The 14,118-nt window shown below is 62.4% G+C and carries 12 protein-coding genes; 7 read left to right on the forward strand and 5 right to left on the reverse strand.

Annotated elements, in window-relative coordinates; all coding sequences use genetic code 11:
* Positions 1-125: 125 nt before the first annotated feature.
* From P6U23_RS08355 to P6U23_RS08365, 3 genes are all read left to right on the forward strand, one after another.
* Positions 126-1,475 (forward strand): 8-oxoguanine deaminase, encoded by a 1,350-nt coding sequence (locus P6U23_RS08355; protein WP_407179067.1) that lies wholly within the window; start codon positions 126-128, stop codon positions 1,473-1,475.
* Between the two features lie 533 nt (positions 1,476-2,008).
* The gene (locus P6U23_RS08360; RefSeq protein ID WP_407179068.1) at positions 2,009-3,124 is read left to right on the forward strand and encodes a hypothetical protein; all 1,116 of its coding nucleotides are present in this window, start codon (positions 2,009-2,011) and stop codon (positions 3,122-3,124) included.
* Between the two features lie 242 nt (positions 3,125-3,366).
* Positions 3,367-4,197, forward strand: a complete 831-nt coding sequence (locus tag P6U23_RS08365; protein ID WP_407179069.1) for an alpha/beta fold hydrolase — start codon at positions 3,367-3,369, stop codon at positions 4,195-4,197.
* A 192-nt stretch (positions 4,198-4,389) separates the two neighbouring features.
* On the opposite strand, the gene P6U23_RS08370 is transcribed toward P6U23_RS08365, so the two are convergent.
* Entirely contained in the window at positions 4,390-4,890 is a 501-nt protein-coding gene (locus P6U23_RS08370) for a nucleoside deaminase (RefSeq protein ID WP_407179070.1), read from the reverse strand.
* A 299-nt stretch (positions 4,891-5,189) separates the two neighbouring features.
* Between P6U23_RS08370 and P6U23_RS08375 the strand changes: the two genes are divergently transcribed.
* The gene (locus P6U23_RS08375) at positions 5,190-6,458 is read left to right on the forward strand and encodes an allantoate amidohydrolase (RefSeq protein WP_407179071.1); all 1,269 of its coding nucleotides are present in this window, start codon (positions 5,190-5,192) and stop codon (positions 6,456-6,458) included.
* Positions 6,459-6,643: 185 nt separating this feature from the next.
* On the opposite strand, the gene dctA is transcribed toward P6U23_RS08375, so the two are convergent.
* Positions 6,644-7,963 (reverse strand): C4-dicarboxylate transporter DctA, encoded by a 1,320-nt coding sequence (gene dctA / locus P6U23_RS08380; protein ID WP_407179072.1) that lies wholly within the window; start codon positions 7,961-7,963, stop codon positions 6,644-6,646.
* 305 nt (positions 7,964-8,268) lie between these two features.
* Here dctA and P6U23_RS08385 point away from each other — a divergent pair, with 305 nt between their 5' ends.
* Positions 8,269-9,432, forward strand: a complete 1,164-nt coding sequence (locus tag P6U23_RS08385; protein WP_407179073.1) for a mechanosensitive ion channel family protein — start codon at positions 8,269-8,271, stop codon at positions 9,430-9,432.
* A gap of 8 nt (positions 9,433-9,440) precedes the next feature.
* On the opposite strand, the gene P6U23_RS08390 is transcribed toward P6U23_RS08385, so the two are convergent.
* From P6U23_RS08390 to P6U23_RS08400, 3 genes are read right to left on the reverse strand one after another with little or no spacing between them, the layout of a single operon-like run.
* Complete coding sequence (locus P6U23_RS08390; protein ID WP_407179074.1) at positions 9,441-10,142, reverse strand: DUF1045 domain-containing protein; 702 nt, start codon at positions 10,140-10,142, stop codon at positions 9,441-9,443.
* A 21-nt stretch (positions 10,143-10,163) separates the two neighbouring features.
* Positions 10,164-11,357, reverse strand: a complete 1,194-nt coding sequence (locus tag P6U23_RS08395; protein WP_407179075.1) for an alpha-D-ribose 1-methylphosphonate 5-triphosphate diphosphatase — start codon at positions 11,355-11,357, stop codon at positions 10,164-10,166.
* Complete coding sequence (locus P6U23_RS08400; protein ID WP_407179076.1) at positions 11,354-12,019, reverse strand: chloramphenicol acetyltransferase; 666 nt, start codon at positions 12,017-12,019, stop codon at positions 11,354-11,356. Before P6U23_RS08400 ends, P6U23_RS08395 begins: the two co-directional genes overlap by 4 nt.
* A gap of 216 nt (positions 12,020-12,235) precedes the next feature.
* Between P6U23_RS08400 and phnC the strand changes: the two genes are divergently transcribed.
* Both phnC and phnD read left to right on the forward strand, forming a co-directional pair.
* Positions 12,236-13,048 (forward strand): phosphonate ABC transporter ATP-binding protein, encoded by an 813-nt coding sequence (phnC, locus tag P6U23_RS08405; RefSeq protein ID WP_407179077.1) that lies wholly within the window; start codon positions 12,236-12,238, stop codon positions 13,046-13,048.
* A 66-nt stretch (positions 13,049-13,114) separates the two neighbouring features.
* On the forward strand, positions 13,115-14,044 hold the full coding sequence (gene phnD / locus P6U23_RS08410; RefSeq protein ID WP_407179078.1) for a phosphonate ABC transporter substrate-binding protein: 930 nt from the start codon (positions 13,115-13,117) through the stop codon (positions 14,042-14,044).
* Positions 14,045-14,118 lie beyond the last annotated feature (74 nt).

The raw sequence follows: 14,118 nt of genomic DNA on the forward strand, positions 1-14,118 counted from the left end.
GCTTCCAAGGTGATGCCTATGCCTGTAACAGTCTTGCAAGACCGACGCCAATTGGGCTGGTCCTTGAATTGCAGGGCTAGCCCGCATTCGCCTTGCTGCTTGATCAAAATGGGGTGACGCCGGCTATGGAGCAAACGCAAGCGATCTGGATCAGGGACCCTGTGAGTATTCTCGCGGAGGGGGCCGAGCGCGGCATTGTCGTTCACCAAGGCAAGATCGTTGAGCTGGTACCCGCCGGCAGTCGCCCGGCGACCGCGCATGTGGCGGTGTTCGATGCCAGCGAACACGTGGTGCTGCCTGGGTTGATCAACACCCATCACCATTTCTACCAGACCCTGACGCGGGCATTGCCGGCGGCCATGGACCGTGAGCTGTTTCCCTGGCTGCAGGCGCTCTATCCGGTGTGGGCACGGCTGACGCCGGAGGCGCTCGAGCTTGGCGTTACCGTGGCGATGTCCGAATTGCTGTTGTCCGGCTGCACCACCACGACCGACCATCATTATGTATTTCCGGCCGGGCTTGAGCAAGCCGTGGACATCGAGGTTGCGGTGGCCAAGCGGCTGGGCATGCGGGCGCTCCTCACTCGCGGCTCGATGAACCTGTCGCAGCGCGACGGCGGGTTGCCGCCGGACAGCGTGGTCCAGGACGAAGACCAGATCCTGGCCGATAGCGAACGCGTGGTGGCCAGGCATCACCAGCGCGGGGAGGACGCGATGGTGCAGATCGCGCTCGCACCGTGCTCGCCGTTTTCTGTGACGACCTCGCTCATGCGCAAGACCGCAGAGCTCGCGCAGAGGCTCGACGTCCGCCTGCATACGCACCTTGCCGAGACCGAGGACGAGAACAGCTTCTGCAAGCAGACTTATGGCTGCCGTCCGCTCGATTATCTCGAACAATGCGGCTGGCTCAATTCCCGCACCTGGCTCGCCCACGGCATTTTCTTCAATGCGGAGGAGATCAAGCGGCTCGCGCAGGCAAAGACGACAATCAGCCATTGCGCCTGCAGCAACCAGCTCCTGGCCTCCGGCTGCTGCCCGGTGTGCGAGATGGAAGAAGCGGGCGTGGGCATTGGTCTTGGCGTCGATGGCTCCGCCTCAAACGATGCCTCCAATCTCATGCAGGAGGTGCGTGCCGCGTTCCTGCTGCAGCGGGCGCGCTACGGCGTCCTCAAGGTGAGTCACAAGGATGCCTTGCGCTGGGCGACCCAGGGATCCGCCGCCTGCGTCGGCCGGCCCGAGCTCGGCGAGATCGCCGTCGGCAAGGCGGCCGACCTTGCACTGTTCAAGCTCGACGAATTGCGCTTCGCCGGCCATGGCGATCCGCTTGCGGCTCTGGTGCTGTGCGGCGCGCATCGCGCCGACCGCGTGATGGTTGGGGGGAAGTGGGTCGTGACGGACGGCGCCATTCCCGGGCTTGATGTCGCTGATCTGATCCGGCGCCACGGTGCGGCTGCGCGCGCGATGCACGCGGGATAGAGACAACGTGCACTGTAAGTAACGAAAAAGCGCCAGCATCTGCCTAGTTCTTTAGCAGGCGGCCGTGATTGATTCCCTGTCGCTGCTGTCTTCGGAGAAAAGGTATTGTGTTGCGGCAACCGCCATCGAGCCTGATGTGTTCGACAAGCGGTGCGCTGTTGCAAATTTGTGACTGTCGTTGCAAATCAAGTAATGCTCATCAGCCCTGCTGAATGTATGAGCAGGATCATTCAATTCATCGCGACCACAGCCAAATGTGATTTGCGTCCTCGGTTGAGCGCACGCGCAGAACTCGCCGCGCGAAAAAGTCCCCGAAAATAAGAACGAATCCAAAAATCACCGTGAACTCGCGGTGGTTGCGTCGTCGACGTTGCGCGCTTCTGCTCTCCGCGCGCATCGGCATTGGCGCGCGGGTCCTTGATGAAACTCGCAGCACGCGGTGGAGAAAGTTGAGGCTTCTCGGATGCGGGGAACGTTGCAAGTGTCGCAGCAGGGCCAAGATCGTCCGCTCGTCAACTTGGGGGTACTTGAGAATGTCGTTCGTTAAAACAGCCATTGCAGCCGTGGCGCTGTCATTGGCGGCGTCTGCTTCTACTGGGGTCGCGATGGCCGCGGATCTTCCGGTCAAGGCCTTGATCAAGAAGGCGGCGCCGGATCTACCGTGGTTCATCCTGGTCGATGACCGCGTCACCTTCTCCTGGATGCCGAAGGGCACTGATCCAGGCGTGTACTCGATCCGTCCGAATGGTAGCATCGACGGCACCACGGCGAAGCAGGTCTACTCCTTCACGCACTTCGATATCTGGCAGTACGGCACCAACTTCTTCACCATCTCGATGTTCAAGTCGGATCACAACGACCCGGCCAACCCCTGCACCAACGCCGGCGTGATCACCTCTCCGCTGGCCGGCTTCGCCACGGTCTCCGCCTCATGCGAAGGCGCAACCGAAATCTACGGACTGTTTCGCTCGACCTTCGGCTGGAACGAGTTGTTCGGCACCAACGCCTTTAGCTGGGGCCCGCTGCACAACATCTCGTTCGAGGTCGGCATGGATGCCAACACCGAGAACAACTACTTCGCGCCTGCCAAGCGCGACGTGGTGGCCGGTCTGCAGTTCCAGTTCGATCTGCCCTACAAGGGCTTCTTCAACGTCGCGCCGCTGCTGTACTATGAATTCTACAACCGCAACGCCTTCGCGCAGTGCGGTGCCGGCTGGCAATTGCCGGCCCCGGCCATCCCTGGCGTGAACTGCCTTGTCGACGGCAACCGCAGCTTCGACCCGACCTGGGCAGTGGAAACCAACTACTACATGGATCTCGGCTTCCTGCCGGAGAACATGCAGTTCTGGTCGATCAGCGGCCGCGCCGCCTGGTACGGCAAGAAGGGATCCGAGAATGATCCGCTTCCCGGCATGTCCACCGCGGTGGAATTCAACTCCGAGCCGATCCGTCTGACCTTCGATGCCTCGAAGGCGATCTGGGGTCCGAAATTCACCCACTTCGTCGACGTCTGGGTTGCCTACCGCTACTGGCAGAACAAGTTCGGCCTGGACCACAAGAACAGCACTGCCTGTAACGTCTCACCCGGGGTCAGCAACAATAGCTGCACCGAGTCGACAGTCTACACCGGCATCACCGTCAAGTTCTGATTGGCCGATTCCTCCAAGTCAGAACGGTGGCGCTGCGAGCAATCGCGGCGTCATCCATTTGTGTGGATAACGTGCTGTCGCCTGATCCAAGGGCGGCTCATGTTCTCCTTTTTGGCTGTCGGATCGTGTCGTGCATTGCAGAAAACTGTACCGGAACTGGAAAGAGAAGGGCCGGCCTCTGAAGCAGACTTGCCCCGATACGGCGCCCGAAATCGGAGCCGGGATCAGCAAGGGGAGTTCCCATGGGTTACGTTACGACCGCGGATGGCGTTCAGATCTTCTACAAGGACTGGGGTCCAAAGGAGGCGCAGCCAATTGTCTTCCATCACGGCTGGCCGTTGTCGTCGGATGATTGGGATGCCCAGATGCTGTTCCTCGTCAACAAGGGCTACCGCGTCGTCGCCCACGACCGGCGCGGCCACGGCAGGTCCAGTCAGGTCAGCGACGGCCATGACATGGATCATTATGCGGCTGATGCTGCGGCCGTCGCGGAGCACCTGAATTTGCGGAACGCAGTTCATATCGGCCACTCGACCGGAGGTGGCGAGGCCGCGCGCTATGTCGCCCGTCATGGCAAGGGTCGCGTCGCCAAGGCGGTGCTCATGAGCGCCGTTCCGCCGATCATGGTGAGGAGCGCGACCAATCCGGGTGGCACGCCGATCGAGGTATTCGACGGCCTTCGCGCCGCGCTCGCGGCCAATCGCTCCCAGTTCTTTCTCGATGTGGCCTCCGGACCGTTTTACGGCTTTAACCGCCCGGGCGCGAAAGTGTCGCAGGGCATGATCCAGAATTGGTGGCGTCAGGGTATGATGGGCAGCGCCAAGGCGCACTACGAAGGCATTAAGGCGTTCTCGGAGACCGACCAGACCGAGGATCTCAAGCTGATCGATGTGCCGACGCTTGTCATGCACGGCGACGACGACCAGGTCGTGCCGATCGACGCTGCCGCCCGCTTGAGCATCAAGCTTCTCAAGAATGGCAAGCTGAAGCTCTATCCGGGGTTCCCTCACGGGATGCTGACGGCCCACGCGGACGTCATCAACGCCGACCTGCTTGCGTTCATAAAGGAGTGAGCCTGGTGAGAATTTGGACAGTCGCTGCGTCGTGCGCAGTGGACAAAGCGAATTGGCCGCCGAGTTCGAAGAGCGGAGGCGTAAGCGTGCCCAGCAACGAAGACGTGGCGATGTGATCCTGTCGGCACGGCGCAAGCGCGCCCTTGCCCACCTACGGATCAACTCCTGGATCGAGCCTTTAGCGGCCGGCCGCTACGTCTTCCACACCCCCTCGTGCAGCCCCTCCGCCTCGTCTTCGAGCAGGGGCCCGACCACTTCGGTCGGGCGCTGGCCGCTTCTGAAGACTTCGCGGCAGGGGAGATCGAGCGTCGGATTCTCCGGATGATTGCCTGTCACGCCGCGCAGGCGGCGCTCACTCAAGGCGTAAACCACGCGGCCGATGCCCGCCCAATAGATCGCGCCGGCGCACATCGCGCAGGGCTCGGCGGAGGAATAGAGCGTGGCGTTCGCAAGGATCTCCTTACTCAACGTCCGGCAGGCTTGCGTCGCCAGCAGTCGCTCGGCATGGGCGGTGCCGTCATGCGCGGGCATGTAGCCGTTCTCGCTCTCGATCAGCACCTTGCCGGCACTGTCGACGAGAACGGCTCCGAACGGATGATTGCCGTGGGTGTGCGACCGGCGCGCGATCTCGAAGGATCGGCGCAGAACTTCGTCGCGCGCGCTTGGCTCGAGATTGGACTTATCTTGCATCATCAAAGGCCCGCCATGAGACGGCCGAGTTCCGTCTGGTCGGCTTCGCTGGCGCGCGCCTCGTAGACGAACTGGCCGTGGAATATCACGACCAAACGATCCGACAATTCCAACGGTTCGTCCAGATCCTCGCTGACCAAAAACGCAGCAGCGCCAGCACCTGTTTGCAGCCGCGGATCGCTTCAGGTGATCAATATTGAAGCTGTATCGATTGTATGCGAGGAAGTTAAGCGAAGCCTCAAAGCTGGCTTGACGCGACAAGCTGGTTGCCGTTCTGCGCGTTAGATCCGTTGTTGGGAAAGATGAGCGAGATAAACGGGCAAACCCCCGGGCGTGACGACCTTGGTCGCGAGATCGTCGCGCGGATCAATGAGCTTGCAGGGATTTCCGAGAGCCCGGACAAGCTCACGCGCATCTTTCTCAGCAACGAACATCGGACGGCGGCCGAACTCATCCTGGGCTGGATGCGCGAAGCGGGCATGCGCGCACATCTGGATGCGATCGGCAATGTCTGCGGCCGCTACGAGGGGATATCTACCGGCTTGCCGTGCCTGATGCTCGGCTCGCACTACGACACCGTACGCGACGCCGGCAAATGGGACGGTCCGCTCGGGCTGGTCACGGCGATTTCCTGTGTTGCCGATCTCAACAAGCGAGGCCGCCGGCTGCCGTTCGCGATCGAGGTCATCGGCTTTGCCGATGAGGAGGGCGTTCGCTTCGCTTCGACCCTGCTCGGCAGCCGCGCGGTTGCGGGGACGTTCGATGAAAGCGTGCTGGCTTTGCGCGACAAGGCGGGAATCGCGATGCGCGAGGCGCTGATCGAATTCGGCCTCGACCCTGATCATATCGGGCGAGCCGCGCGCGTCCGCGGCGAATTGCTGGCCTATGTCGAATTGCACATCGAGCAGGGGCCGGTGCTGGAGCGGGAGGATCTGCCGGTCGGCGTGGTCACCGCGATTGCCGGCGCGACGCGGCTGGCGGCGCGGTTGACCGGAATGGCGGGGCATGCCGGGACGGTGCCGATGGCATTGCGGCGCGATGCGCTCGCCGGTGCGGCCGAATGCATCAGCGCGATCGAGGAATTTTGCAGCACGGATCGGGGCGAGCTGGTCGGTACCGTCGGCTATATCCACGCCTCGCCCGGTGCAACCAATGTCATTCCGGGCGAAGTGTCCTTCACCATCGACATGCGTGCGCCGACCGATATGCATCGCCGGCGAGCGGTCACCGATGTCGTTCGCCGCATCGAGGAGATCGCGAAACGGCGTGAGCTCGGCTTGCAGATCGATGTCACTCATGAGAACCGGACCGCGCCTTGCGCGCCTTGGCTGCGAGCGCAAATTGCGGACGCCGTCTCAGGCGAGGGCGTTCGGGTGTTCGAGCTGCCGAGCGGCGCGGGACATGATGGCATGGCCATGATCGAGATCGCCGATGTCGGCATGCTCTTCGTGCGCTGTCGCGGCGGCATCAGCCATCATCCGGACGAGCATGTGGAACTTGCCGATGCCGATGCCGGCGCGCGGGTGCTGTTACGGTTCGTTGAAAACTTCCGCGCGCAGGCCGCGAAATGACGACTGGGATCGCGCTTGCGCGAAACAGATGCCCAACTATCACCGTCACCCTGAGGAGCCGCGCATAGCGCGGCGTCTCGAAGCGCGACGGCCCGACTGCTCCGGCGGGCCGTTCATCCTTCGAGGCTCGCTTCGCGAGCGCCTCAGGATGACGGGGTGAGAGGAGCGCTCCGTTTAGCCGCACTCTAACCCGTACTCACATCGACCAGCTCCGCACCGTCGAGCACTTGCGCGGCCTTGCTGCTGTCGAGATCGCCTTCCCACGCCGCGACCACGACGGTGGCGACGCAATTGCCGATGAGATTACCGAGCGCGCGGGCCATGCCGATGAACCAGTCGACCGAGAGCACCAGCACGAGGCCAATTGCAGGAATGCTCGGTACTGCGTTCAAGGTCGCGGCCAGGATCACGATGGCGGAGCCGGGCACGCCGTGCGCGCCCTTCGAGGTGATCAGGGAGACGCCGAGGACCAGCAGCAGGTCCCCCAGCGACAGCGGCGTGTTGGTCGCCTGCGCGATAAATACGACCGCCAGCGTCAGATAGATCGAGAACGCGTCGAGATTGAAGGAATAGCCCGTCGGGATCACGAGACCGACCACGGAATCCTTCACCCCCATGCGCTCGAGCTTGCGCATGACCTGCGGCAGCACGGCATCAGAGGACGCGGTCGCCAGGACGATCATCAATTCCTCGCGCAAATAGGCGAGGAACTTGAGAATATTCAATCCAGCCAGCGCCATCACGGAGCCGAGCACGCCCAGCACGAAGATCGCGACCGAGACGTAGAACAGCACGACCAGCGAGACCAATTGCTTGAGCGAGCCGACACCATATTTGCCGACAGTATAGGCCACCGCGCCGAGCACGCCGAGCGGCGCTACGCGGACAATCAGGCCCATCGCCCGGAACAGCACCGTCGAGACGGCCTCGATCATTGAGGAGACCTTCTCGCCTTTCTCGCCGCCGACCAGCGACAGGCTGACGCCGAACAGGATGGCGAAAAACAGCACTTGCAGCACGTCGTTGCGGGCCAGCGCGTCGAATGAGGTGCTGGGGATGATGTTCAACAGGAACGCGCCGATGCCCTCGCCCTTCAGCTTCTGCGCATTGCCGGCATAGGTCGAGAGCGCCTTGGCATCGAGCGTCGACGGATCGACGTTCATGCCGTGGCCGGGGCCAAACAGGAAGGCGAGCAGGATGCCAACCACTAGTGCGATCGTCGTCATCACCTCAAAATAGATCAACGCCTTGACGCCGACCCTGCCGACCTTCTTGAGATCGCCGGCACCGGCGATGCCGTGGACCACCACGCAGAACACGATCGGCGCCACGATCATCGAGATCAGCTTGAGGAAGGCGTCGCTGAGAATTTTCATGCTGACGGCAAACTCGGGAGCGGCGACGCCGAGCGCGATGCCCAAGAGAAGTGCCGCAAGCACCTGAACGAATAGGGAGGTGTAGAGCGGCTTTCGCGCAGCCGGCGCGGTGGCGGTAATGGTCGACATGGCGTTGCCCCTCGGTTGGCGCGTATTTCCCACCTTGACGAGGCAACTAGCGTGCCAGCTTATGGCCGTTTACACCACCATAAGGAAGCGGACCATTCGGCCTTTGCCGTCCTCCGGAATATCGCGCGTCGAAGCAGAAAGACCATCCGCGCCCTTGATCTGGCCCACCAGGGCGGGGGCTACGGCATCCGAGGGGGTATTGCATCTGAGAAACATCTGCACTGCGTCCTCCGCTGAATAAGCGAGCCCGAACAAGCCGGACGCTTCGACGTTATAGGCCGAGTCGGCTGAAGCGGGAACGGAGCATGGGCAAGGCGGAAGCGCTGTTACAGCAAACGCTCGGATATGTGCCGCCGTGGTTTCCACAGTGGTTCGTCGGATTGGCGCTGGTCGTCCTTGCGATCGTCTGCGCACTGTTCATGCACAGGATTGCCCTGACGTTGGCCAAGCGGGCCATAGGCGCCCGGCGCTCGGTCGCCATCTTGATTCTCGACGCCACGGCGGGGCCGACGCGGCTCGCGCTCTGCCTTGCCGCGGTGGCCTTCGTGATGCCGCTCGCTCCGCTGAGTGGCGAGCTGCGCGATGCACTGGTTCACGTGTTCGCGATCGCGACGATCGCTCTGATCGGCTGGATCTCGATCCGCGCGGTCGATTTGGGAGCAACCCGGTATTTGCAGCGCTTTCGCGTCCAGATCGAGGAGAACTTTCTTGCCCGCAAACACGTGACGCAGGTCCGGGTGTTCAAGCGCGTCATCGACACGCTCATCATCGTCGTCGCGGTCTCGACGGCCTTGATGACGTTCAACTCGGTGAGGCAATACGGGGTGAGCCTGTTCGCATCGGCCGGCGCGGCCGGCGTTATCGTCGGCCTTGCGGCGCGGCCGCTGCTGAGCAACCTCGTCGCAGGTGTGCAGATCGCGGTGACGCAACCGATCCGTATCGAGGATGCCGTCATCATCGAGAATGAATGGGGATGGATCGAGGATATCGGCTCCACCTATGTGGTGATTCGCCTATGGGATTGGCGCCGCATGGTCGTGCCGCTGTCGTACTTCATCGAGCGCCCTTTTCAGAATTGGACGCGTGATGCCGCCTCGCTGATCGGCTCGGTCATATTTTATGTCGACTATGCGGCCGACGTGGCGCGGATTCGCGAGCGCCTCGAGGAGGTGGTGCGCGGATCCGAGCTTTGGGATCGCGCGGTGGTCAATTTGCAGGTGGTGGATACCGATGCGAGGACCATGCAGCTCAGGGCGCTGGTCAGTGCGAGAAATGCGTCCCAGACCTGGGACCTTCGCTGCGAGGTCAGGGAAAAGCTGATCGCATTTTTGCGCGAGGAGATGCCCGAAGCCTTGCCGCGACAACGGGCCGAGATTTCGCCGCCGCTCGCCCCCGGCGATGAGCGGCCACGCTCTGGCTCTGCGAGGTTCGCTGGGGGCCATTGGGCCCCAGCGCCCAGCGGGCACTGATCGGTTTGTCAGGCCGCGGCGAGTTGCCACGCCTGCATGATGCGGAACCGGGAATTCGGCTCATCTTGTCGGAACAGCGCAATCCGATCGATCGCGAGCGCCTCGATCCGCAGAGTTGAAAAACAGTTGCGCAGCATGTCCAACACGGCATCGCGGCGTGGCGCTTCCAGCCGCCCTGTCAACGTCATGTGGAAGCGAAACTCGTCCATCACGTAAGGATAGCCCCAACGATCGAGATAGTCGCACTGCCGGGGTGTCAACGTCTCCGGATTGCGTCGCGCGCGATCTTGCGCTGTCAGGGGCGCGCGGAAGCCGTCAAAGGCGGTGACGCAATCCTGGGCCAGTCGCTGCAGTTCGCTCGCGTGCCCCGCCGGAATGACGGCGATGAAGCCGCTGATGGAATCGACCACCGGGCGGATCGTCGGGACCGGCCGCGGCGTTTCGGCAAATGCGGCACAAGCTGAGACAAGTTCGTTCTCGGTCTTTCCCTCTGCCAGCGCGAACGGCGCCTTCAACGTGGCGTGAAAACCATATTTGCGGGGATCTGTCGTGAGTTCGCGCCAATCCGGCGTGATCTGCGTGACGTGCTCCGGAAAGCGCAGGTCTGCGCCGGTAAAGGCATCGTAACCCAGCAGCTGGGCGCCGAAACGCTCGAGCGGGCTTTTCTGCTCGGGCGCATAGTAGATCGCGTAGCGGGAAAATGGACTCATTGCGGGAACAATAGAGTGGTCTTATTCGGCCGCAACCGCCTCGCGCGCCGCGACTGGCGATGTGCTGAGGCGGGCGGCGTCGGCCAGGTAAGCCAGGCGGCCGCCGGCGATCACGGCAACGATCTGTGGACGGAGCGGTTGCGCGTTGTCTACAAGCAGAATATCGGCGCGATGTTGTTCTGCGATCACGCCGCGATCGGTGAGACCTGCGGCGCGAGCGGGGCCGGCGGAAATCAAGTCCCAAGCGCGCGGCAGCGGCAGCACGCGATCGGCTGCAAGACGGAAGGCTGCGAGCAGCGGCGCCGGATAATAATAGTCGGAGGCTAGTACCGAGCACAGGCTCTTCTCGATCATATCAGAAGCCTTGGTCCATCCGGTGTGGCTGCCGCCGCGCACAACGTTGGGCGCACCGAACACGATGGCGTCGCCGCCGGCGGCGGCCTCGCGGGCCGTCTCCTCATTGACCGGGAACTCGGCGATCCTGACGCCTTGGGCCCGAAACGCTCTTCGCATTGCCGGACTGTCGTCGTCATGGGAAAGCATCCGGACGGCGCTGTTTTCCGCGATTTCGGCAAGCCGTGCGATCGAGCCGGGCACGGCGTCGGCGCGGGAGAGCACACGCTCGACCAAGCGATCGAAGGCCTCACTCGACAGGCCAGTGCGTTCGACCATGCGGTTGCGCTTTCGCGGGTTCTCGAGGCTTGCGACCGTGAAGGCCATGTGGTCGTTGAACGCGAACAGATCGATGCGCCCGGCGGCCAGCCAGCGGCCGATTTCGTCCTCGGCGTCGAGATTGTAGGTCTCATGACGCAGATGGAAGCGGGTATCCGCCTTCAGTTGCGGCCGCAAGCTTTCGATGGCTTCGAGCAGTAGGCGCGCGTTATCACCGCTGCGCAGGCCCGGCTCCCAGGACCAGGTGATGGCGTGAAACACGGTGGTGATGCCGTTGCTGACGGCCTGCCGGTCGCTGTCGAGCAGCGCCACGTCGATCGGGAAATCGACGCCCGGGCGCGGCATCATCTGTCGCTCGAAGGCATCGCCATGCAGATCGACAATGCCGGGCAGCACCAGCAGGCCGCGGCCATCAACGTTCAACGCCGCGCGTCCATGGCCCGCGTCTACATCGCGGATTTTGCCGTCGGCGATTCGGAGCGAGGTCTCGATGATTGCATCGCCGAGCAGGGCACGGCCACCTTGGATGAGGATGTCAGTCACGATGCGGCACTTCGTCGCGAGAGGGGTGAGCCGGTCGCAGACTGCCCCTCGTATTTATCGAGGAAGTCTTCGACCGAGAGTTTTCTGAAATCGGGCAGCGCTGCGCGCAAGGCATCGTGATCCCAGTCCCACCACGACAGTCGCGCGAGCCGGTCGGCGATACTTTCCGAGAAACGTCGCCGTATCGGCCGCGCCGGATTGCCGGCGACGATCGTATAGGCCGGGACGTCCTTGGTGACGATCGCGCCTGCCGCGACGACTGCGCCGGTGCCGATACTGCGGCCCGGCAGCACGACTGCGCCATGGCCGATCCAGACGTCATGGCCGATCTGCACGCGATGACTCTTCCGCCAGTCGAAGAACTCGGCTTCATCGGCTTCGCCGGGAAAATAGGCGCTGGCGCGGTAGGTGAAGTGGGCCTGAGTCGCCCGGTGCATGGGGTGATTGCCTGGATTGATCCGCGTCATTGCCGCGATCGAGCAGAATTTTCCGATCGTGGTGTAGGTCATTTGGGCATCGTTGACGACATAGGAGTAGTCACCCATCACCACGTCGAGCAGGATCGTGCGCGCCCCGACCTCGCAATAGGCCCCAAGCCTGGTCTCCTGCACCTTTGCCGTGGGATCGATGGTAGGTTCAATTGAGAGCGCTTTGCCGGCCATTCGAAGTTCCACGAGCAACAAGTCGAGGGCCCGTCTTTAACATGCTTCGTGACAAGGCGATGACATTTAAGTGACGCATGTAAGCGATGCATGTGGATGCATGAGTAAAGTGATGCATGAGCAGCTGTGCACGATTGCCGCAGCGCGGCGCGCTTGTCACATAACTGTAGAATCCCGGCGCTAGCGATGGCCCTGAGCTAGCCGCTGGAGCCTTGAATGCTGGTTGTGGAAGGGTTGACGTGCCGTTTCGGCAAAAAAGCGGCGGTCGACAACGCCTCCTTCGCTGTCGCTCCTGGCGCATTCGTCGGCGTGATCGGCCGCTCCGGCGCCGGCAAGTCGACGCTGCTGCGGACCATTAACCGCCTCGCGCCGGCGACCGAGGGCCGCGTCCTCTTTAAAGGCGTCGACGTCACCGCCCTTCGCGGCAAGCAACTGCGGCAGTGGCGCGCCCGCTCGGCGATGATCTTCCAGCAGTTCAATCTGGTTGGCCGTCTCGATGTCTTGACCAACGTGCTGATGGGCCGGCTTTCCGAGATCTCATCGTGGCGCTCGCTTGCCCAGCTTTGGCCAGAGCAGGACGTGGCGGTCGCAATGTCGGCCCTCGAGCAGTTCGATATGGCTTCACTGGCGGCCCAACGTGCCGACCAGCTTTCAGGCGGTCAGCAGCAGCGCGTGGCGATCGCGCGTGCGCTGGTGCAGGAGCCGGAGATCATTCTGGCCGACGAGCCGATCGCATCGCTCGATCCCCGCAACACCAAGATCGTGATGGACGCGCTGCTGCGCATCAATAAGCATTTCGGCATCACGGTCCTTTGCAATTTGCATTCCCTCGATCTGGCGCGCAGCTATTGCGACCGCCTCATCGGCATGGCCTCGGGTAGGGTCGTCTTCGACGGGGTACCCGCTGCATTGACCGAGACGATCGCGCGCGCGCTCTACGATCTCGAGGCGAACGAAGTCATGGGCGTCGCCTCCGTCGACGTGCCGGCTTCAACCGTTCCGGCCGTCGGCGAAGCCGCCGCGGCTTGATCATCCTGCGTCGCTGCAAGGCGCGCGTCTTTACGAAGTTAGGACCACCAACAACGAAGGTGCATCATGATCAACCGTAGACTGGTTCTGGCCGGCGTCGCCGCGTTTGCATTTGCAACGTCTGCCTCCGCCGAGGACTGGAAGCAGAAATATCCCGAGATCACGTTCGCCGTGATCCCGGCTGAGAACGGCTCCGGCGTTGTCGAGCGCTTCACGCCTTTCGTGAACTATCTTTCCAAAGAACTCGGCATCAAGGTGAATCTGCGCGTCGCCAACGACTACGCCGCCGTCATCGAAGGCCAGCGCGCGGGCAACATCCACATCGGCTATTACGGTCCGGCTTCGTTCGCCCGCGCCCGTCTGACCGGTGTGAAGACCGACGCCTTCGTGATCGACGTCAACTCCGATGGTTCCAAGGGCTATTATTCGGTGTTCTATGTGCTCGCCAAGAGCCCGTACCAGAAGCTCGATGACCTGAAGGGCAAGAATCTGGGTCTGGTCGATCCGAACTCGACCTCCGGCAACAACATGCCGCGCTTCAAGATGAACCAGATGGGCATCGATCCCGACCATTTCTTCTCCCAGGTCATCTTCACGGGCAGCCACGAAAATGCCGTGCTGGCCCTGGCGCAGGGCACCGTGGATGTCGCCGCCAATTGGTGGAACGCCGAGGACGATTCCAATCTGACCCGCATGCTCGCCAAGAACATGCTGAAGAATGCCGACGGCACGCCGATGAAGAAGGAGGACTTCCGTGTCATCGTGAAGTCGGACCTGATCATCAACTCGCCTTACGCCTATCTCAGCGACCTGCCGGACGATATGAAGGCCGCGATCAAGCAAGCCTTCCTCGCTGCGCCGGAGAAGGATCCCGAAGCCTTCAAGAAGCTCTCGGACGGTAAGAACCGTCCGTGGCAAACGATCACCAATGAGGACTACAACAAGACGATCGATCTGATCAAATTCGTCGACGGCCTGCGCAAGAAGGCGTCCTGATCGTCGCCGATCAATGAGGCCGGGTCCTGCGCGACCCGGCCTTTTTTCGTCTTGCTCCCGCACCGACAGTCCGC

The organism is Bradyrhizobium sp. STM 3562 (genome assembly GCF_045571435.1).
Classification (GTDB): Bacteria; Pseudomonadota; Alphaproteobacteria; order Rhizobiales; family Xanthobacteraceae; genus Bradyrhizobium.